The organism is Mycobacterium toneyamaense (assembly GCF_055384815.1).
Map to the genome: position 1 here is coordinate 5,426,644 of NZ_AP040333.1, position 18,257 is coordinate 5,444,900.

An 18,257-nucleotide genomic window follows, 5' to 3' on the forward strand; every position below is an offset into this window, starting at 1 on the left:
CGTGTAGTTTCGGCAGCAACATGTCCTTCTATCACGACGTCTGGATCGTCATCCCCGCGTACAACGAGGCGAGCGTCATTGCCGACGTCGTCACGGACGTGCGCGCCGTCTTCCCCAATGTCGTCGTCGTCGACGACGGCGGCCGGGACGACACCGGCGACCGCGCCTTTGCCGCCGGCGCCCACGTGGTGCGTCATCCGGTGAACCTCGGTCAGGGGGCGGCCATCCAGACCGGCGTCGAATACGCCCGATCCCGGCCCGGGGCACAGTTTTTCGCCACGTTCGACGCCGACGGCCAGCACCAGGTCAAGGACGTCGTGCGGATGCTCGACCGGCTGCGGGCCGAGGATCTGGACATCGTCATCGGCACGCGGTTCGCCGACCGGCCGCCCGACCGCATGCCGATGCTCAAGCGGCTGCTGCTGCCGATCGTCGCCAAACTCAGCCGGTCCAGCCGCCAGCTGCACCTGACCGACGCGCACAACGGGCTGCGGGTGTTCAACAAGACGGTGGCCGACGGACTGAATCTGACCATGAACGGCATGAGCCACGCCAGCGAATTCGTCGCGCTGATCGTGGAGAACCAGTGGCGGATCGCCGAACAACCGGTGCACATCCTGTACACCGACTATTCGATGTCCAAGGGTCAGCCGCTGGTCAACGGCGTCAACATCATCGTCGACGGGTTGCTGCGCGGGAGGTTGCGCCGATGATCTGGACCAAGGCATTGCTGATCGGCGCGGTGGTCCTGCTGCTGGCCTACCTGTTCTCGTCGCGGCGCAACGCGCAATCCCGGGCCTGGGTCAAGGTCGGCTACGTGTTCTTCGTGCTCGGCGCCATCTACGCGATCCTGCGCCCCAACGACACCACGGTGGTGGCGCACTGGCTCGGCATCGGCCGCGGCGCCGACCTGCTGTTGTACGCGCTGGTCATCGCGTTCCTGTTCACGACCATCAGCGCATACATGCGGTTCAAGGACCTCGAACTGCGCTACGCCCAACTGGCCCGCGCGGTGGCGCTGGAAGGCGCGCGGGTGCCCGATCCCGAGCCGCCGATCCGTCAGGTCTGAACGCCCAGACTCCCCAGCATCGTGGCCAGCAGTTGGATGCGGCCATCCTCGAGTTCCGGCTGCGGCAGCACGGCGCGGATCAGCGCCGCGCCGTCGAACGTATTGACCATGACGGCGACGATCAGCATGAGCAGTTCCGGCGGCAACTGATCGGCGCCGGGCATCTCCTGCGCGGTCTCGTAGATGTTGCGGCCGTATTCCACGAGGGCGCCCTGCAGCGTCGTCCGCAGCTTCTCGTCGGTGCGCGCCGCCACCATCAGCTCGTACATCACGGCGTTGGTGGCGTTGCCGCTGATGTCACGCAGCGCGATCAACGCGCCCTCCAGAGCGGGCCGGTCCGAGGGGATTTCGCCGATCTGCTTACTGAACTGCTCCAGCTGCCGGCGCATGACCTCCAGCGCCGTGGCGGCCATGAAATCGCCCATGGTGGCGAAATGCTTGAACAGCGCGCCGTCGGAGACCTCGGCCCGGCGCGCGATCACCGCCGCCGAGGCACGGGCGTAGCCCACCTCGACGATGGTGGCGATCGCGGCGTCGAGAAGCCGGGCCCGGGTCTCCTCCCGGCGCTGCTGTTGAGTTCTGGCCACGTCAGACCGCTTGTGCCACCGGCAGTTTCGCGCCGCGCGCCGGCAGGTAGTGGCCGGACTTCACGGTCTGCCCGTAGCCCTCGACGAATTCGCCGTCGCGGAACACCACCTGGCCACCCACTCCGGTCGCCACCACGGCGGCGTCGCTGCGGTTGACCATGCGGCTCAGGCCGCCGTAGAACTCGACCGAATCCTCGTGGTACGCCTCGAGTCCGGCGTCGAGACCGGCGGGATCGATCACCACGAAGTCGGCGCGCTCACCCTGACGCAGCGTGCCGGCCTCGAGACCGAACCAGTCGGCGACCTCACCGGTGAGCCGGTGCACGGCGTGCTCGGTGGTCATGAACGGGCGGCCGGCCTTGTCGGCGTCCTGCACGCGGCGCAGCATCCGCAGCGCGTAGTTGTAGAACGCCATGTTCCGAAGGTGCGCACCGGCATCCGAGAAGCCCATGTGCACCGACGGTTCGACGGCCAGCTTGTCGAGCTGCTTGGGACGGTGGTTGGCCACGATGGTGGTCCAGCGGGTGTTGCGTTCGCCGTGCTCGACCAGGACGTCGAGGAAGGCGTCGAGCGGGTGGATGCCGCGCTCGTCGGCGATCTGGCCAAAGCTCTTGCCGATCAACGACTTATCGGGGCATTCGACGATGGTCGAGTCGTGGAAGTCACGGTGCCACAGGGTCGGGCCCAGCACCTTCTTGTCGAACGACTTCCGGAACCGGCGCCGGTACTCCGGGTCGGCCATCAGCTTGTTGCGCTCCAGCTGGTCACGCAGATGCAGCGCGGCGGTGCCCGCACCGAACTCCTCGAAAACCGGGAGATCGATTCCGTCCGAATACAATTCGAACGGCACTGGCAGGTGCTGGAAGCGGACCTTCGAGTTCAGTACCTTGTTGGCCAGGCGGGTCACCGGGCCCAGCAGGTACACCGCGCCGGGCGACGACTTGGCGTCGGCGGCCACCAAGAGGCTCATCCGCACGCCGCGGCGACGGCCGAACCAGCCACTGCTCTCGAGGAAGAAGTTCAGTGCCTCTTGCAGTTTGGCGACGTTGGGCGCGCTCTGCAGGATGCGGCCGCGCTTGCGCAGCACCTTGATCAGCCGGCGGCGCTCCCGCCAGGTGGCGAATGTCGACGGCAGGGCGCGGGACCGGAAGCGGTCACCGTCGAGCTTGTCGATGGCGGCGTCCATGCCGGACATACCGAGCATGCCGGCGTCCAGGGCCGCTTCGAGCCGCGACGCCATGGTCTCGAGCTCGGCGTTGGTCGGGGTGACGTTCGGGGTCGTCGCGCGGTCCAGGCCCAGCACCGAGGTGCGCAGGTCGGAGTGACCCAGCAGCGAGCTGACGTTCGGGCCGAGCGGCAGCGCCTCGAGCGCCTGCACGTACTCGGCGGGTCCGGACCACGACCGGTTCTGCTCGAGCGCGCCGACGACGAACTTGCGCGGCACCGCCTCGACGCGGCTGAACAGGTCGGCGGCGTCGTCGTTCTCGGCGTAGACGGTCGACAGCGAACACATGCCCAGCAGCACGGTCGTCACGCCGTGGCGGACGGACTCCCGCAGGCCCGGATCGAGGAGCACCTCGGCGTCGTAGTGGGTGTGCACGTCGATGAAGCCCGGCGTCACCCACTTGCCTTTGGCGTCGATGACGTCGGGGCAGCCCGTCTCATCGAGCGGTTGTGCCGACACCGTCGCGACGACGCCGTCGCGGATACCCAGGTTGCGCAGTTGCGGCGTGCGGCCGGTGCCGTCGAACCACAAGCCGTCTTTGACGATCACGTCGTAGGTCATGACGTGAGACTAGGACAGAAAGTGAGTGCTTACAATCTTTTTCTGCGTAATCGCAGGTCAGGGGCGGAAGAAGTCCACCGTCCGGGCCACGCCCTCGGCCAGCGGCACCTTGGGGCTCCACCCCAGCACGGCACCGGCGCGGCTGATGTCCAGGCACGATTTCCGCAGGTCACCCAGGCGCGGCGGGTGGAACTCGGGCGCATCCGGCACGCCGACGGCCGCGGCGATCGCGGTGTGCAGCTGCGCCACCGACGTCTCGACCCCGGTGCCGACGTTGAACCGCTGCCCGCCGCCGGCTTCCCCGCCTGCTCGCACGAAGGCGTCGACGACGTCGTCCACGAAGACGTAGTCGCGGGTGTCGGTGCCGTCACCGAAGATCTTGGTGGGCCGCCCGGCCAGCAGCGCCTGGCTGAAGATCGCGACCACGCCGGCTTCACCGTGCGGGTCCTGGCGCGGGCCGTAGACGTTGGCGGGCGCGATGTGCGAGCAGTCCAGCCCGTACAGGTTGCGGAACATGTTGAGGTAGACCTCGCCGCACACCTTGCTGGCCGCGTACGGGGACGACGGATCGACCGGCATGTCCTCGTTGGTCGGGTAGCCCGGCGGGACGCCGTAGATCGACCCGCCCGACGAGGTGTGGACGACCTTGCGCACGCCGTTGCTGCGCGCCGCCTCGGCCAGCCGCACGGTGCCGACGACGTTGACCCCGGCGTCGAACGGCGAGTCGGTCACCGACCGTGCGACGGAGATCTGCGCGGCCAGGTGGAAGATCACCTCGGGCTGCTCTTCGGCCACGATGGCGTGCAGATCGGCGTCGACGATGTCGGCCTTCACGAACTCGAATCGCTCGTTCTGCTCGGCCTGGGCGAGGTTGTCGACCTTGCCGCTGCTCAGGTCGTCGAGCCCGACGACGTCGTGTCCTTCGGACAGGAGCCGGTCGACGAGCGTCGATCCGATGAACCCGGCAGCACCAGTGACAAGTGTTCGCACGGCGCAACCATACCGACGGTTGCTGCGTGACGCCCCGTACAGTCGACAAGAGTGAACTGGGTCGCCCGAACCGCCGCCGCGCTGGTGGCGCTGCAGCTGATACTGCGGGCGGTCCTCGCATTCGGCGGCTACTTCTACTGGGACGACCTGATCCTGATCGGCCAGGCCGGCACCCATTCCCTCCTGTCGCCGGACTTCCTCTTCAATGATCACGACGGGCACGTCATGCCCGCCGGATTCCTGCTCGCCGGGGTGCTGACGCGACTGGCCCCGCTGACGTGGTTCTGGCCGGCCGTGAGCCTGGTGGTGCTGCAACTCGTCGCGTCCGTGGCGCTGGTGCGCGCCCTGCGTGTGATTCTCGGGTGGCGGCCGGTGCTCCTGGTGCCGCTGGTCTTCGCACTCTTCACACCGTTGGGGGTGCCGGCGTTCGCCTGGTGGTCGGCGGGGCTCAACGCGCTGCCGATGGCAGCGGCCATGGCCTGGGTCTGCGCCGACGCCATCCTGCTGGTCCGCACCGGAAATCCGCGGTATGTGTGGACCGGCTGCCTGGCCTACCTGGGCGGGCTGCTGTTCTTCGAGAAGTCCGCGGTGATCCCGTTCACCGCGTTCGCGGTGTGCTGGCTGCTGATGTACGTGACGGGGGCCGGCTCGCTGAAGACGGTGTGGCGCGCCGGCCTGCGGCTGTGGCTGGGGCTGCTGACCATCACGATCGGCTGGGTCGGCGTCTACCTGCTGGTGGTCAACCAGAAACGCTGGACGCTGGACCTGGCGATGACGTGGGAACTGCTGGCGCGGTCCGTCACGCACGGCCTGGTGCCCACGCTGGCCGGCGGGCCGTGGGACTGGCAACGCTGGGCGCCGGCGTCCCCGTGGGCGACGCCCGGCCCGGTCGTCATGGTCCTCGGCTGGCTGGTTCTCGCCGCCGTGGTTGCGGTGTCGCTGCTGCGGAAGCGGCGACTGGGCCCGGTGTGGCTGGCCGCCGTGGGATACGTGGTGGCGTGCCAGGTGCCGATCTATCTGATGCGGTCGTCGAAGTTCACCGCCCTCGAGCTGGCACAGACGCTGCGTTATCTGTCCGATCTCGTCGTGGTGCTGGCGCTGCTGGCCGCCGTCGCGTTCTGCGCACCCAACCGGAGTGGGCGGTTCGACGACTCCCCGCGGCGCCGCGGCGCTGTCGCTTGTGCCGCAACGGCATTCGTGGCCAGCAGCCTGTACTCGTGGGCGACGTTCCTGCCCAGCTGGCGCGACAACCCGACGCGCGCCTATCTCGTCAACGCCGAGGCAGCGCTGGCCCATGCGCCCCGCGGGGTGCCACTGCTGGACCAGGAGGTCGATCCCCTGGTGCTGCAACGCGTGGCATGGCCGCAGAACCTGGCCAGCCACATGTTCGCCTTGCTGCGCGACCGCCCCGAATTCGCTTCCAGCACAACCTCTTTACAGATGTTCACCGCGACCGGCCAGCTGGTACCGGCCCAGGTGACCTGGACCCGCACGATCGCCCCGGGACCGGCACCGAACTGCGGCTACCTGGTGCAGACCGACGCGCCGGTCACCATGCCGCTCGACGGCCCGCTGCTGCCGGCCGACTGGACCGCCGAGATCAACTACCTCGCCAACAGCGACGGGTCCCTGACCATGTCCCTGCCCGAGGGCCGCGAGGCCCGGGTGCCGGTACACCCCGGCCTGAACCGGGTGTTCGTCCGGCTACCCGGCGCCGGGGCCGCGATCCAGGTGAAGGCCAACACGTCGGCGCTGTCGGTGTGTGTCGCCTCCGGGCCGGTGGGATTCCTGGCGCCCAAATAGCCGCGCAAAAAACTGTCCCCTTCCGGGACGGTGCCCACTCCTACCTGTGTCAGCAAGTCCACAAGGGCCTGTGACCACAGGAAAAGGAGAACTCCCATGACCACCACCACCGGGACCGCAAACGGCAAGCGCATCGCACTGGCCGCGCTCATCGGCACGGCTGCGCTGTACGTGGCCCCGCTGGCGCTGACGACGCCCATCGCAAGCGCAGATTCCCTGGCCGAGCGCTGCACAAAAGGCAACGGCACCTTCGCCCTCGGGACGCGGTCGGACGGGTCGATCGTCGCGAGCTGCACCACGACCAACTCGGACGGCGTCAAAACCCAGTGCTCCGAAATCAATCACAAACCGCAGGGCTGCATCACCGTGCCGCGGACGGCTGTGAAAGGCCCCCACATCCCGACCGGTGACCTCGTCCCGGTTCAGGTCGATCGCTCCTGACCCCCGTCGTCCACCACCCCGAAAAGGAATCCAGCAATGAACACGAACTCGATGATCAAGCCGACATTGGCCGCCCTGCTGAGTGCTGCCGCGCTGTACGCCGTTCCGGCGATCCTGTCCGCGCCCGGCGCCAACGCCACGGTCGGCAGCGATTGCATGGGTTCGAACCAGACCTACGAATCCAAAGTCGCGGGCGGGCACTCCTACGAGGCCTGCACGACGACCGACAAGAACGGCGACAAGACGAAGTGCTCGTACGTCGACGGAAAAGCTCAGGGCTGCATCGCCGTCCCGATGCGCAAGCCGAAGTTCAACCTGGACCCGAGCGTGTTGACGCCGGTTACGGAGACGCCGTCCGCGGGCCCGCACGTGCAGCCCGAACAGCGCCGGTAGCGCAAAAAGTTGTGGAGCCACCCAGGGGAATCGAACCCCTGACCTATTCATTACGAGTGAATTGCTCTACCGACTGAGCTAGGGTGGCGCGCCCCACCGAGGCGGGGCGGGACGAGTCTACGGGACGCGTCCGGCGCAACCAAAGTCAGTTCCGTTGTCCGGCCCGCAGAGCCTGACCCATGGTCGCCACCATGGCGTCGACGGCGAACTTCGGCTTGACGTTGGTGGCCAGTGCCTCGCGGCAGGCCAGCACCGCCTCGATGCACCGCAGCAGCTGGTCGGCGGGCACGTGAGCGGCCATCGCGGCGGCCTTGTCACTCATGTCCGGATGGTTGGCGGCGGCCACGCCCGTCGCGCCCGACGACACCAGCAGCGCATCACGGAAATAGGTGGCCAGGTCGATCAGCGCGCGGTCCAGCGCGTCGCGCGACGCCCGGGTCTGCCGCGACTTCTGCCGCTTCTCGAGGTCCTTCAGAGCGCCCGCGGCGCCCCGCAGTGCCCCCGCCGCGCCCTTACCGGTACCACCGGCGCCCAGCGCGGTCTTGAGCTCCTCGGTCTCGGCCTCGTTGCGGCCGGCCGTCAACGCGACGGCCTCGGTCTCGGCGGCCGCGACCAGCTCCTCCACGGCCGCGTACGCGCGCGCCGGCGTCGCGGCATCGCGGGCGAGGCCCAGGGCCCGCTCCCGGCGTGATCGCGCGTCCGGATCGGTCGCAAGGCGGCGCGCCCGGCCGACGTGTCCCCCGCTGACCGACGCCGCCCAGCGCGCGTCGGCCTCGGACAGCCCGTCGTTGTCCATGAGTACCTGCGCGATGGCGTCGGCCCGCGGCGTCGTCAACGCCACGTGCCGGCACCGCGACCGCAGCGTCACCGCGATGTCCTCGGGATCGACCGACGGCGCGCACAGCAGGAACACCGTCGACGGCGGCGGCTCCTCGACGACCTTCAGCAGCGCGTTGGCGGCGCCCTCGGTGAGCCGGTCGGCGTCTTCGACGACGACGATCTGCCAGCGGCCGGTGCCGGGCCGCCGGGACGCGGTCTGCACGATGGCGCGCATCTCGTCGACACCGATCGACAGCCCCTCGGGAATCACGCGCCGGACGTCGGCGTGCGTGCCCGCCATGGTCGTCGTACACGCGCGGCAGGCGCCGCACCCCGGACCGCCTTCGGCGGCCTCCGCAGTGCACTGCAGCGCCGCCGCAAAGCACACCGCGGCGATGGACCGGCCCGAACCGGGCGGCCCCGTGATCAACCACGCATGCGTCATGCTGCCGGTTGTGAGCCCGCTGTGAGCCGAATCACCCCGGGCCGCCCGCGCTGCGGCCACCAACTCGGCTTCCACGGCATCCTGGCCGACCAAACGCGAGAAAACTCCGCTCATCGCGCCCCACAGTAACCGGCGCGGACGACACGAACCTGCGCGCAGCGGCAATATCCGTCGCCCTGGCCGGATACGGTTAGCGGGTGGCCACCGATGTAGAGCGCATCGGGCGAATCAGGGGGTTCGTCCGATGGGTGGCGCGCACCCCGTGGCCGGTGTTCACGCTGAGCCTGCTGCAGGCCGACATCATCGGCGCCCTGTTCGTTCTGGGCTTCCTGCGGTTCGGTCTGCCGGCCGAAGATCGCATCCAGCTGCAGGACCTGCCGGCGGTGAACCTGGCGGTGTTCCTGGCCGTCCTGTTCGTCTCGTTCGTGGTGGCGGCCTGGCTGAGTCTGCGGCTGCTGATCCCCGTGATCCGCTGGCAACGGCGCGACACGCTGCACGGCGACGCCGACGACCCCGCATTCACCGAGCTGGCCCGCACCCGGGCGCTCAAGATGCCGTACTACCGGACGCTGATCAGCGTCGGGAACTGGTTCCTCGGCTCGGTGGTGTTCATCATCGCCAGCTGGCCGGTGGCGAGCCGCTCGGCGCCGTTCGTCGCCGTGGCCAGCGCGCTCGGCGCCACCGCCACCGCGATCATCGGCTACCTGCAGTCCGAGCGCGTGCTGCGCCCCGTCGCGGTCGCGGCGCTGCGCGACGGCGTGCCCGAGAACTTCCGGGCCCCCGGCGTCATCCAGCGCCAGGTCCTGACCTGGGTGCTGTCGACGGGCGTGCCGCTGCTGGCCATCATCGTGGCCCGGCTGGCCGGCCAGTACACGACCTTCATCGCCCAGAACGACCAGCTCAACACCCCCATCCTGCTGCTGGCGATCACCGCGCTGGCCGTCGGCCTGGCCGGCAACGTCCTGGTCGCCATGTCCATCGCCGACCCGCTGCGCCAGCTGCGCTGGGCCCTGGGTGAGGTGCAGCGCGGTAACTACAACGCGCACATGCAGATCTACGACGCCAGCGAGCTGGGCCTGCTGCAGGCCGGGTTCAACGACATGGTGCGCGACCTGTCCGAGCGGCAGCGCCTGCGCGACCTGTTCGGCCGCTACGTCGGCGAGGACGTCGCGCGCCGCGCCCTGGAGCGCGGCACCGAGCTGGGCGGCCAGGAACGCGACGTCGCGGTGCTGTTCATCGACCTGATCGGGTCGACGCAGCTGGCGTCGACGCGGCCCGCCGCCGAGGTGGTGTCGATCCTCAACGAGTTCTTCCGGATCATCGTCGACACCGTGAACCGGCACGGCGGGTTCGTCAACAAGTTCCAGGGTGACGCGGCGCTGGCCATCTTCGGCGCCCCCATCGAGCACCCGGACGCCTCCGGTGCCGCGCTGGCCGCGTCCCGTGATCTGCACGACGAACTGGTGACGGTGCTGGGCACCACGGAGTTCGGTATCGGCGTATCGGCGGGCCGCGCCATCGCCGGCCACATCGGCGCGCTGGCCCGCTTCGAGTACACCGTGATCGGCGACCCGGTGAACGAGGCCGCCCGCCTGACCGAGCTCGCCAAGCTCGAAGAGGGCCACGTGTTGGCATCGGCGATCGCGGTCAGCGGTGCGCTGGACGCCGAGGCACTGTGCTGGGACGTCGGCGAGACCGTCGAGCTGCGCGGCCGGTCCGCGCCCACACAGCTGGCGCGGCCGCTGTCGCTGGCGTCGCCGCGGCCGGCTCCCGAAACCGAAGCCGCCAGCTAGGCCGGACGCCGATCAAGCAGCGAGGTACGAGCTGCGTTGAGAAGTCCGGCAAATGTGCCTAGGCCTTCTTCGCGGCGGCCTTCTTCGCCGGCGCCTTCTTGGCGGCCGTCTTCTTCGCCGCCGTCTTCTTGGCAGCGGTCTTCTTCGCCGCCTTCTTCACCGGACCACGAGCGCGCCTGTCCGACAACAACTCCGAGGCCCGCTCGTCGGTGATCGACATGACGTCGTCGCCCTTGCGCAGGCTGGCGTTGGTCTCACCGTCGGTGACGTACGGACCGAAGCGGCCGTCCTTGATGACCATCGGCTTGCCCGACACCGGATCGGTGCCCAGCTCACGCAGCGGCGGCGTGGCAGCGCCCTGGCGCCCACGGCGTTTCGGCTCGGCGTAGATCTTCAGCGCCTCTTCGAGCGTGACGGTGAACATCTGCTCTTCGGTGGCCAGCGAACGAGAGTCGGTGCCGCGCTTGAGGTATGGGCCGTAACGGCCGTTCTGCGCGGTGATCTCTTCTTTGCTCTCCGGGTCGACACCGACGACGCGCGGCAACGACAGCAGCTTGAGTGCGTCATCGAGCGTCACGGTCTCGAGATCCATTGAGCGCAGCAGAGATCCGGTGCGCGGCTTGGGGCCGACGGGCTTCTTGGTCTTCTTCGCGCCGGTGCCGGCGTCCGGCTCCTCCGGCGGTGCCGGCAGCACCTCGGTGACGTACGGCCCGTACCGGCCGTCCTTGGCGACGATCTCGTGCCCGGTCTCCGGGTCGACACCCAGGACGCGGCCCTCTTGCGGTGTGGCGAAGAGCTTCTCGGCCAGTTCGAGGGTCAGCTCGTCGGGCGTCAGATCGTCATTGAGGTTGGCGCGCTGCGGTTTCAGCTCACCGGGGTTCTCGTCATCGGCGATCATCCGCTCCAGGTACGGCCCGTTACGGCCGACGCGGACGTTGATGGCCCGGCCTTCGGCGTCGTCGAACAGCTTGATGGAGTTGACTTCTCGCGCGTCGATACCTTCGAGGTTGACGCCGACGAGCTTCTTCAGGCCACCCTCGCGGGCCACCGACCCTTCGACGCCGTGGTCGCCGCCGAAGTAGAAGTTGGTCAGCCAGTTGGTGCGCTGCTCGTTGCCGGCGGCGATCTCGTCGAGTTCGTCCTCCATGGCGGCGGTGAAGTCGTAGTCGACCAGGCGCCCGAAGTGCTGTTCGAGCAGCCCGACGACCGCGAACGCCACCCAGGCCGGCACGAGGGCGCTGCCCTTCTTATAGATATAGCCGCGGTCCTGGATGGTCTTGATGATCGACGAGTACGTCGACGGGCGCCCGATGCCCAGGTCTTCCAGCGCCTTGATGAGCGAGGCCTCGGTGTACCGGGCCGGCGGGTTGGTGGTGTGCCCGTCGGCGGTGAGCTCGGCGGCGTCCACGCGCTGGCCCTGCGTGAGGTTCGGCAGGCGGCTCTCGGCGTCGTCGGCCTCGCCGCCGGCCTGCTCGTCGAGGCTCTCGACGTAGGCCTTGAGGAAGCCGGCGAACGTGATGGTGCGGCCGGAGGCGCTGAAGACGACCTGCTCGCCCGTCCGGGCCTGGCCGGAGATGCGGAGCGACAGCGTCGTGCCGCGGGCGTCGGCCATCTGGGAGGCGACGGTGCGCTGCCAGATGAGCTCGTAGAGCCGGAACTCGTCGGTGTCCAGCGCGCCGTGCAGCTGGCCCGGGGTCTGGAACACGTCACCCGCGGGGCGGATGGCTTCGTGTGCCTCCTGGGCGTTCTTGACCTTGCGGGTGTACTGCCGCGGCGTCGGGTGGACGTACTCCGGCCCGTACAGCTGCCCGGCCTGCGTGCGCGCGGCGTTGATCGCCGACTCCGACAGCGTCGTGGAGTCGGTACGCATGTAGGTGATGTAGCCGTTCTCGTACAGCCGCTGCGCGATGCTCATGGTGCGCTCGGAGGAGAACCGCAGCTTGCGGCCGGCTTCCTGCTGCAGCGTCGACGTCATGAACGGGGCGTAGGGCTTGCGCGTGTACGGCTTCTGCTCCACCGAGCTGACGGTCAGCGACTCGCCGCGCAACCCGGCGGCCAGGGCGCCCGCAGCGGCCTCGTCGAGGACCAGCACCTCGTCGGGCTTCTTGACGGCGCCGAGAGAGTCGAAATCACGGCCGGAGGCCACGCGTCGGCCGTCGACGGTGTTGAGCTTGGCGGTGAACTTCGGCGGGGACGCTTCGGCATCGGAGACGCTGGCGTCCAGCTCAGCGGTGACGTCCCAGTAGCCGGCGCTGCGGAACGCCATGCGTTCGCGCTCGCGCTGCACGATGATCCGGGTCGCGACCGACTGCACGCGGCCCGCCGACAGCTTCGGCGCGACCTTTTTCCACAGCACCGGGCTGACTTCGTAGCCGTAGAGCCGGTCGAGGATACGACGGGTCTCCTGCGCGTCGACCAGGGCGATGTCCAGGTCGCGCGGGTTCTCGGCGGCGGCCAGGATGGCGGGCTCGGTGATCTCATGGAACACCATGCGCCGGACCGGCACCTTGGGCTTGAGCGTCTCGAGCAGGTGCCACGCGATGGCCTCCCCCTCGCGGTCACCGTCCGTCGCGAGGTAGAGCTCGTCGACACCCTTGAGCAGGTCCTTGAGCTCGGTGACCGTGGCCTTCTTGTCGGGGCTGACGATGTAGAGCGGCTCGAAGTTGTCGTCGACGTTCACGCCGAGGCGCGCCCAGGGCTCACCTTTATATTTGGCCGGCACGTCCGCGGCGTTGCGCGGGAGGTCGCGAATGTGTCCGCGCGACGATTCGACGACATAGTTGGAGCCGAGGTAACCGGCAATCTTGCGCGCCTTGGTAGGCGACTCGACTATGACGAGTCGCCGGACCCGGCTGCCGCTACCGGCACCATCGAGGTCAGCCACCGTATCTATACGCTCCACTTCTTGGTCGGCACTAGGACACCGAATGAATGCCTAACGGTCATCCGGTTCCAAGGCAAGTCACAATTTGACACTCCGCGCGAGCCTACGCAAACCGGATGCGGCCAAAATATACGGGCTGCATCCCCTAAATCCGGGGCCATTGGAGAAACGCCTCCGTGAACCCGGGCGGCTCGCCCACGTTCTCTACCAGGCGCAACAACCTCCGACGGCCGCTGATCCGCAGGGCCGGATGGTGACCCCGCGTCCCGATCAGGGTCGGCGCGATACCGACTCGCATAAGTGCCGACGCCAACGTCGAATGGGTATCCGGTGCGTGCGGATCCAAACCCAACAGGTAGCCGTTCGGTTCCGCGGTACCCGCGGCCAGCACCCACGCGCGCAGCTCCCGGGGGCCCGGCAACCACCCGTCGGGCACGGTTTTGACCGCACCGCGCGTCCAGTCCTGCGCCATCCGGGCCAGCCGGGCGTCGGCCTCGGTGCGCACCAGCGGCGTCTTCTCGTCGGTGTGGGTGATCTCGGGCTTCAGGCCCGCCTCGGCGATCATCTCGGCCAGCGCCTCGGCCCGCCACAACGCGTCGACGACGACGGAGAGCCGGACTCTGGCTTCCCCAGCCATCACCACCTGTCCCGGCGCGGCGAGCAACCCGGTCAGGTCGGCGACCGCAGGCGGCACCGACTCGGCCGAGAAGAAGGACAGCTGACTCACCCTGCCGACAGTAGGCCAGCTCACACCAAAAGGCAGGGAGGCCGGGCGCGACCTACCCGGCGATGCGAAACGCCCCCACTTCGTCGCTGACGATGCGGGGGCGTTCGACGGAGTCTGTGAACCTCAGACGGTGCGGACGTTCAGAGCCTGCGGACCCTTGGGGCTCTGCTCGATCTCGAAGTCGACCTTCTGATTCTCCTCAAGGGTGCGGAACCCGTTGGATTGAATCTGCTTGTAGTGGACGAAGACGTCGCCTCCGCCGCCTTCCTGCTCAATGAAGCCGTAACCCTTCTCCGGGTTGAACCACTTCACAGTCCCCTGTGGCATTTGTCCTTCATTTCCTTCTGTTACTGCGGGTGCGGTCCACCGAGTCTTCCGGCGTACCGGGAACGCAGGCGACGTTCCCGGGTGCGGACACACGAACACAGAAGCTGCGACCAAGATCAGTCAACCATGTTCCACGCTGCCGCAACAGTCGCACAGCGAACTGTGGTTAACAATTCATCTTGTGACGCAGGGACAGTCGAACTTCGGCCGCACGCTGTTGTCGGCTGCGCTGGACGGCACGCCGGCCGGCGAGCAGCCGCTGCGGCACGTCGCCGACCTGCCGCCGCGACAGGCGCGCCGAATGCCCTGGCCCACTTGGGTTGGCGCCGAGGTGGCGCAGGCCTTCACCGATCGTGGTGTGGCACAGCCGTGGTCGCACCAGGTGGCCGCGGCCGAGTTGGCACATGCCGGGCGGCATGTGGTGATCGCGACGGGCACGGCGTCCGGTAAATCCCTGGCCTACCAACTGCCGATCCTGCATGCGTTGCAAACCGATGCGCACGCCCGCGCCCTGTACCTGTCCCCCACCAAGGCGCTGGGCCACGACCAGTTGCGGGCCGCGCAGTCGCTGTGCGCCACGATTCCCGGCCTCAGCAACACCGCACCGTCCGCCTACGACGGCGACAGCTCAACCGAGGCAAGGCAATTCGCCCGGGAGCGATCCCGATGGATCTTCTCGAATCCCGACATGGTGCACCTGTCCCTGCTGCGCAACCATTCCCGGTGGGCGGTGTTCCTGCGGCAGCTCGAGTACGTCGTGATCGACGAATGCCACTACTACCGCGGCATTTTCGGTTCCAATGTCGCGATGGTGCTGCGCCGGCTGCTACGGCTGTGCGACCGGTACGGGTCCGCACCCACGGTGGTGTTCGCCAGCGCGACCACGGCCGCCCCGGCGCAGACGGCGTCCGAGCTGCTCGGCCAGACCGTCACCGCCATCACCGAGGACGGCTCGCCGCACGGCGGCCGCACGGTGGCGCTGTGGGAGCCCGCGCTGCTCACCGATCTGATCGGCGAGAACGGTGCCCCGGTGCGCCGGGCCGCGGGCACCGAGGCCTCGCGCGTGATGGCCGACCTGATCGCCGAAGGCGCCCGCACCCTGACCTTCGTCCGTTCGCGCATCGGCGCCGAGTTGACGGCGCTGGGCGCGCGGGCCCGGCTGGAGAACGTCGCACCCGACCTGGCCCCGCTGGTGGCGTCGTACCGCGCGGGGTATCTCGCCGAGGACCGCCGGGCGCTGGAACATGCACTGACGGAAGGCGAATTGCGTGGCCTGGCGACCACGAACGCGCTGGAACTCGGCGTCGACATCGCCGGACTGGACGCGGTGGTGCTGGCCGGGTTCCCCGGCACGGTGGCGTCCTTCTGGCAGCAGGCCGGCCGGGCCGGACGGCGCGGTCAGAGCGCGCTGATCGTGCTGATCGCGCGCGACGACCCGCTCGACACCTATCTGGTGCACCATCCCGCCGCGCTGCTCGACAAACCCATCGAGCGGATCGTCATCGATCCCGCCAATCCCTTCGTGCTGTCCCCGCAATTACTGTGCGCGGCAACCGAACTCCCACTGACCCCGGCCGAGGTGCGGATGTGGGACGCCGAAGCGGTGGCCGAATCCCTCGTCGACGACGGCCTGCTGCGCAAGCGTCCCGCCGGCTACTTCCCGGCGCCCGGCGTGGATCCGCATCCCGCCGTGGACATCCGGGGCTCGTCCGGCGGGCAGATCGCCATCCTGGAGTCCGGAACCGGACGCATGCTGGGCAGCACCGGCGCCGGGCAGGCACCGGCCTCGGTGCATCCGGGCGCCGTCCACCTGCACCAGGGTGAGACGTTCCTGGTCGACGCACTCGACTTCGAGGCCGGCGTCGCCTTCGTGCACGCCGAGGATCCCGGGTACACCACGTCGGCCCGGGAGGTCACCGATATCAGCGTGCGCGGTACCGGAGAGATCCACCGGTTCGGGCCCGTCGCCATCGGCCTGGTCCCGGTGTCGGTGTCCAACACCGTCGTGGGCTTCCTGCGCCGGGCCATGGACGGCACCGTGCTCGATTTCGTCGACCTGGACATGCCGACCCGCACGCTGGACACCATGGCGGTCATGTGCACCATGACCCCGGAGATATTGCTGGACAAGGGGATTGATCCGCTGCGCGTACCCGGTGCACTGCACGCTGCCGAGCATGCCGCGATAGGCCTGCTGCCGCTGGTGGCCAGCTGCGACCGGGGCGACATCGGTGGGGTGTCGACCGCGGCCGGCCCCGCCCCCGGCGACTTGTCCGGCCTGCCAACGATTTTCGTGTACGACGGCTATCCGGGCGGCGCCGGGTTCGCCGACCGCGGGTTCCGGCAGCTGTCCACCTGGTGGGCCGCGACGGCCGCGGCGATCGCCGCGTGTGAGTGCCGTCACGGTTGCCCCTCCTGTGTGCAATCGCCCAAGTGCGGCAACGCGAACGATCCCCTGGACAAAGCCGGTGCTGTCCAGGTACTTCGCCTGGTAGTGGACACTTTGGCAGCCCACGGCAGGTAGGCGGCAGGCCGCAGCCGGGCAGAGCAAAGAGCGCCGAAACGGATAAACTACGACCATGACGGACGACTGGCTCCTCGTCGAGACCCTCGGCGCCGAACCTGCCGTCGTCGCGTTGGGGCAGCAAACCCAGGACATGGTTCCCATCAGCACTTTCCTGCGGCGCAACGCGAGTCTGATGGCCATCCAGTCGGCGATCGGGGAAACCGTCCGCGCGGGCCTGCCACTGACGAGCATCACACCCAAGAGCGACCGGGTGATCCGGACCGAAGTGGTGCAGATGACCGACGGCCGCATCCATGGCGTCCATGTCTGGGTCGGCGCTCCCGATGCCGACCCACCGGACCGGATGATCCCCGGTCCTCTGAAGTGGGACCTGACCAACGGCATCGCGACCGACACCATGGAGTCGCTGGCCAACAGCGGCCTCAACCCGGCGGCCGAGGCCACCCACGGCCGGGCGTTCGCCGACGACCTGCAGACCCGCAAGCTCAACCCGAACGAGGCGCGGGTCATCTCGGCCGTGCTCAAACCCGAACCGGGCCAAACCTTCACCAGCACTTGGGAAATGACCGACTTCCGGGGCCGGCCCATCAGCGTCGGATTCGCCGCGCGGGTGCTCAACGAGCCCGACGAGGACGACCGAGATCGGCTGATCTGCCGGGCCATGAACTGGCGCGGCGTGCGCGACACTTCGGCGGCCACCCCGCTCGACCGGGCGCAGCAGCTCGCGGGCGGCCCGGCCGTTCCCGGCGTGTACCGGGCCTTGGTCGATCTGAACACCTGGAAGCTCATCAAGTGGGTCGACGAGCCCTGTCCGCTCTTCGACTGGAGCGCCGACGCGACGTCCGAAACCGTGGTGCACCCCAACGAGATCGCCGAGATGGCCGTCATGACGGTCGAATTCGGCAGCGGACCGACATCGCGGGTGCTCCGGTTGCGCGCCAACGACGGCGGGTGGGTGCCGATTCACGTCACCGCGCACCGGCTCCAGGTCGCCGACGACACCTTCGCCGGCCTGCTGTCCCTGCGACTGCCCACCTACGGAGAGCTGGTGGCAGCCGGGGACCGGCTGAACGACGACGTGCCGGAATCCTGACCCAGACGAGTTCTATTCGGCGCCAGCCGGATTCGACCCGTCGAACGGCAGCAGGCGCCGCGCACCCGGCCCTTCGGCGGCGAGCGTGTCGCCGGGGTTGATGACCAGACAATGGTTGAGCGAGATACACCCGCACCCGATGCACTGGTCCATCTCGGACTGCAGCCGCTCCAATTCGAGCTGCCGTTCACGCAGTTGCGCCCGCCACCGCTTGTTGAGCCTGGTCCAGTCGCGCAATGACGGCATCCGGTCGTCGGGCAGCGTCTGAAAGTGCTCGGCCACCTCACTGAGCGGAATGCCGAGCCGCTTCGCCACCTGGATGACGGCGATGCGGCGCTCGAGGTGACGCGGGTACAACCGCGTCCCGCCCGACGTGCGTTCGGGGTGGATCAGCCCCTTTCGCTCGTAGAAGTGCAACGCGGACGCGGAGACTCCCGTCCGCTTGACGATCTCCCCGATGGTCAGGAGGTCGGTCGGACCCATACGCTTGATCTCAACCATAGTTGAGATTCTACGGTAGTGACATGGCAAGTGACACAACGACCGATCGGCCCGGGTGGGGTGACCTCTTCT

The 18,257-nt window shown here is 68.6% G+C and carries 15 protein-coding genes, 1 tRNA gene and 1 pseudogene; 8 read left to right on the plus strand and 9 right to left on the minus strand.

Annotated features, from left to right (window positions below; all coding sequences use genetic code 11):
• The first annotated feature begins 20 nt into the window (after positions 1-20).
• Both ACZ5IQ_RS26300 and ACZ5IQ_RS26305 read left to right on the plus strand, forming a co-directional pair.
• Positions 21-713 (plus strand): glycosyltransferase family 2 protein, encoded by a 693-nt coding sequence (locus ACZ5IQ_RS26300; protein WP_318985390.1) that lies wholly within the window; start codon positions 21-23, stop codon positions 711-713.
• Entirely contained in the window at positions 710-1,069 is a 360-nt protein-coding gene (locus ACZ5IQ_RS26305; RefSeq protein WP_212807311.1) for a DUF2304 domain-containing protein, read from the plus strand. The genes ACZ5IQ_RS26300 and ACZ5IQ_RS26305 overlap by 4 nt, the downstream gene beginning before the upstream one ends.
• Here ACZ5IQ_RS26305 and ACZ5IQ_RS26310 read toward each other — a convergent pair.
• From ACZ5IQ_RS26310 to ACZ5IQ_RS26320, 3 genes are read right to left on the minus strand one after another with little or no spacing between them, the layout of a single operon-like run.
• Positions 1,060-1,656, minus strand: a complete 597-nt coding sequence (locus ACZ5IQ_RS26310) for a TetR/AcrR family transcriptional regulator (RefSeq protein WP_464480498.1) — start codon at positions 1,654-1,656, stop codon at positions 1,060-1,062. The two genes, ACZ5IQ_RS26305 and ACZ5IQ_RS26310, sit on opposite strands and share 10 nt — an antisense overlap.
• 1 nt (position 1,657) lies before the next feature.
• Positions 1,658-3,442, minus strand: a complete 1,785-nt coding sequence (locus ACZ5IQ_RS26315) for an N-acyl-D-amino-acid deacylase family protein (protein WP_212807312.1) — start codon at positions 3,440-3,442, stop codon at positions 1,658-1,660.
• Between the two features lie 57 nt (positions 3,443-3,499).
• A complete protein-coding gene (locus tag ACZ5IQ_RS26320; RefSeq protein ID WP_464480499.1) occupies positions 3,500-4,432 on the minus strand; it encodes an NAD-dependent epimerase/dehydratase family protein in 933 nt (310 codons plus the stop codon).
• On the opposite strand from ACZ5IQ_RS26320, the pseudogene ACZ5IQ_RS26325 reads away from it, so the two are divergent.
• From ACZ5IQ_RS26325 to ACZ5IQ_RS26335, 3 genes and pseudogenes are all read left to right on the plus strand, one after another.
• Positions 4,398-6,235, plus strand: a pseudogene (locus ACZ5IQ_RS26325) (hypothetical protein). The gene ACZ5IQ_RS26320 and the pseudogene ACZ5IQ_RS26325 sit on opposite strands and share 35 nt — an antisense overlap.
• A 96-nt stretch (positions 6,236-6,331) precedes the next feature.
• Positions 6,332-6,676, plus strand: coding sequence for a hypothetical protein (locus tag ACZ5IQ_RS26330; RefSeq protein WP_029118980.1), 345 nt, complete (start codon positions 6,332-6,334; stop codon positions 6,674-6,676).
• A gap of 36 nt (positions 6,677-6,712) precedes the next feature.
• Positions 6,713-7,069 (plus strand): hypothetical protein, encoded by a 357-nt coding sequence (locus tag ACZ5IQ_RS26335; RefSeq protein WP_212807315.1) that lies wholly within the window; start codon positions 6,713-6,715, stop codon positions 7,067-7,069.
• A 12-nt stretch (positions 7,070-7,081) separates the two neighbouring features.
• Here ACZ5IQ_RS26335 and ACZ5IQ_RS26340 read toward each other — a convergent pair.
• Positions 7,082-7,157, minus strand: a tRNA-Thr gene (locus tag ACZ5IQ_RS26340).
• Between the two features lie 57 nt (positions 7,158-7,214).
• On the minus strand, positions 7,215-8,447 hold the full coding sequence (locus ACZ5IQ_RS26345) for a DNA polymerase III subunit delta' (RefSeq protein ID WP_346415078.1): 1,233 nt from the start codon (positions 8,445-8,447) through the stop codon (positions 7,215-7,217).
• Between the two features lie 83 nt (positions 8,448-8,530).
• Here ACZ5IQ_RS26345 and ACZ5IQ_RS26350 point away from each other — a divergent pair, with 83 nt between their 5' ends.
• On the plus strand, positions 8,531-10,126 hold the full coding sequence (locus tag ACZ5IQ_RS26350) for an adenylate/guanylate cyclase domain-containing protein (protein WP_346415079.1): 1,596 nt from the start codon (positions 8,531-8,533) through the stop codon (positions 10,124-10,126).
• A gap of 58 nt (positions 10,127-10,184) precedes the next feature.
• Here ACZ5IQ_RS26350 and topA read toward each other — a convergent pair whose 3' ends face one another.
• From topA to ACZ5IQ_RS26365, 3 genes are all read right to left on the minus strand, one after another.
• Positions 10,185-13,010 (minus strand): type I DNA topoisomerase, encoded by a 2,826-nt coding sequence (gene topA / locus ACZ5IQ_RS26355; protein WP_464480500.1) that lies wholly within the window; start codon positions 13,008-13,010, stop codon positions 10,185-10,187.
• Positions 13,011-13,155: 145 nt separating this feature from the next.
• Complete coding sequence (locus ACZ5IQ_RS26360) at positions 13,156-13,737, minus strand: hypothetical protein (RefSeq protein ID WP_212807319.1); 582 nt, start codon at positions 13,735-13,737, stop codon at positions 13,156-13,158.
• A 123-nt stretch (positions 13,738-13,860) separates the two neighbouring features.
• Positions 13,861-14,064: a cold-shock protein gene (locus ACZ5IQ_RS26365; RefSeq protein WP_020100960.1), complete on the minus strand. Its 204-nt coding sequence runs from the start codon at positions 14,062-14,064 to the stop codon at positions 13,861-13,863.
• A 181-nt stretch (positions 14,065-14,245) separates the two neighbouring features.
• Here ACZ5IQ_RS26365 and ACZ5IQ_RS26370 point away from each other — a divergent pair, with 181 nt between their 5' ends.
• Together ACZ5IQ_RS26370 and ACZ5IQ_RS26375 are read left to right on the plus strand one after the other, a co-directional pair.
• Positions 14,246-16,588 carry a DEAD/DEAH box helicase gene (locus ACZ5IQ_RS26370; RefSeq protein WP_346415080.1) on the plus strand — a complete coding sequence of 781 codons (2,343 nt, stop codon included), beginning with the start codon at positions 14,246-14,248 and terminating at the stop codon, positions 16,586-16,588.
• Positions 16,589-16,643: 55 nt separating this feature from the next.
• A complete protein-coding gene (locus ACZ5IQ_RS26375) occupies positions 16,644-17,684 on the plus strand; it encodes a PAS domain-containing protein (RefSeq protein WP_346415081.1) in 1,041 nt (346 codons plus the stop codon).
• A 12-nt stretch (positions 17,685-17,696) separates the two neighbouring features.
• Here ACZ5IQ_RS26375 and soxR read toward each other — a convergent pair whose 3' ends face one another.
• A complete protein-coding gene (soxR, locus tag ACZ5IQ_RS26380) occupies positions 17,697-18,185 on the minus strand; it encodes a redox-sensitive transcriptional activator SoxR (RefSeq protein WP_346415082.1) in 489 nt (162 codons plus the stop codon).
• Between the last annotated feature and the right edge of the window lie 72 nt (positions 18,186-18,257).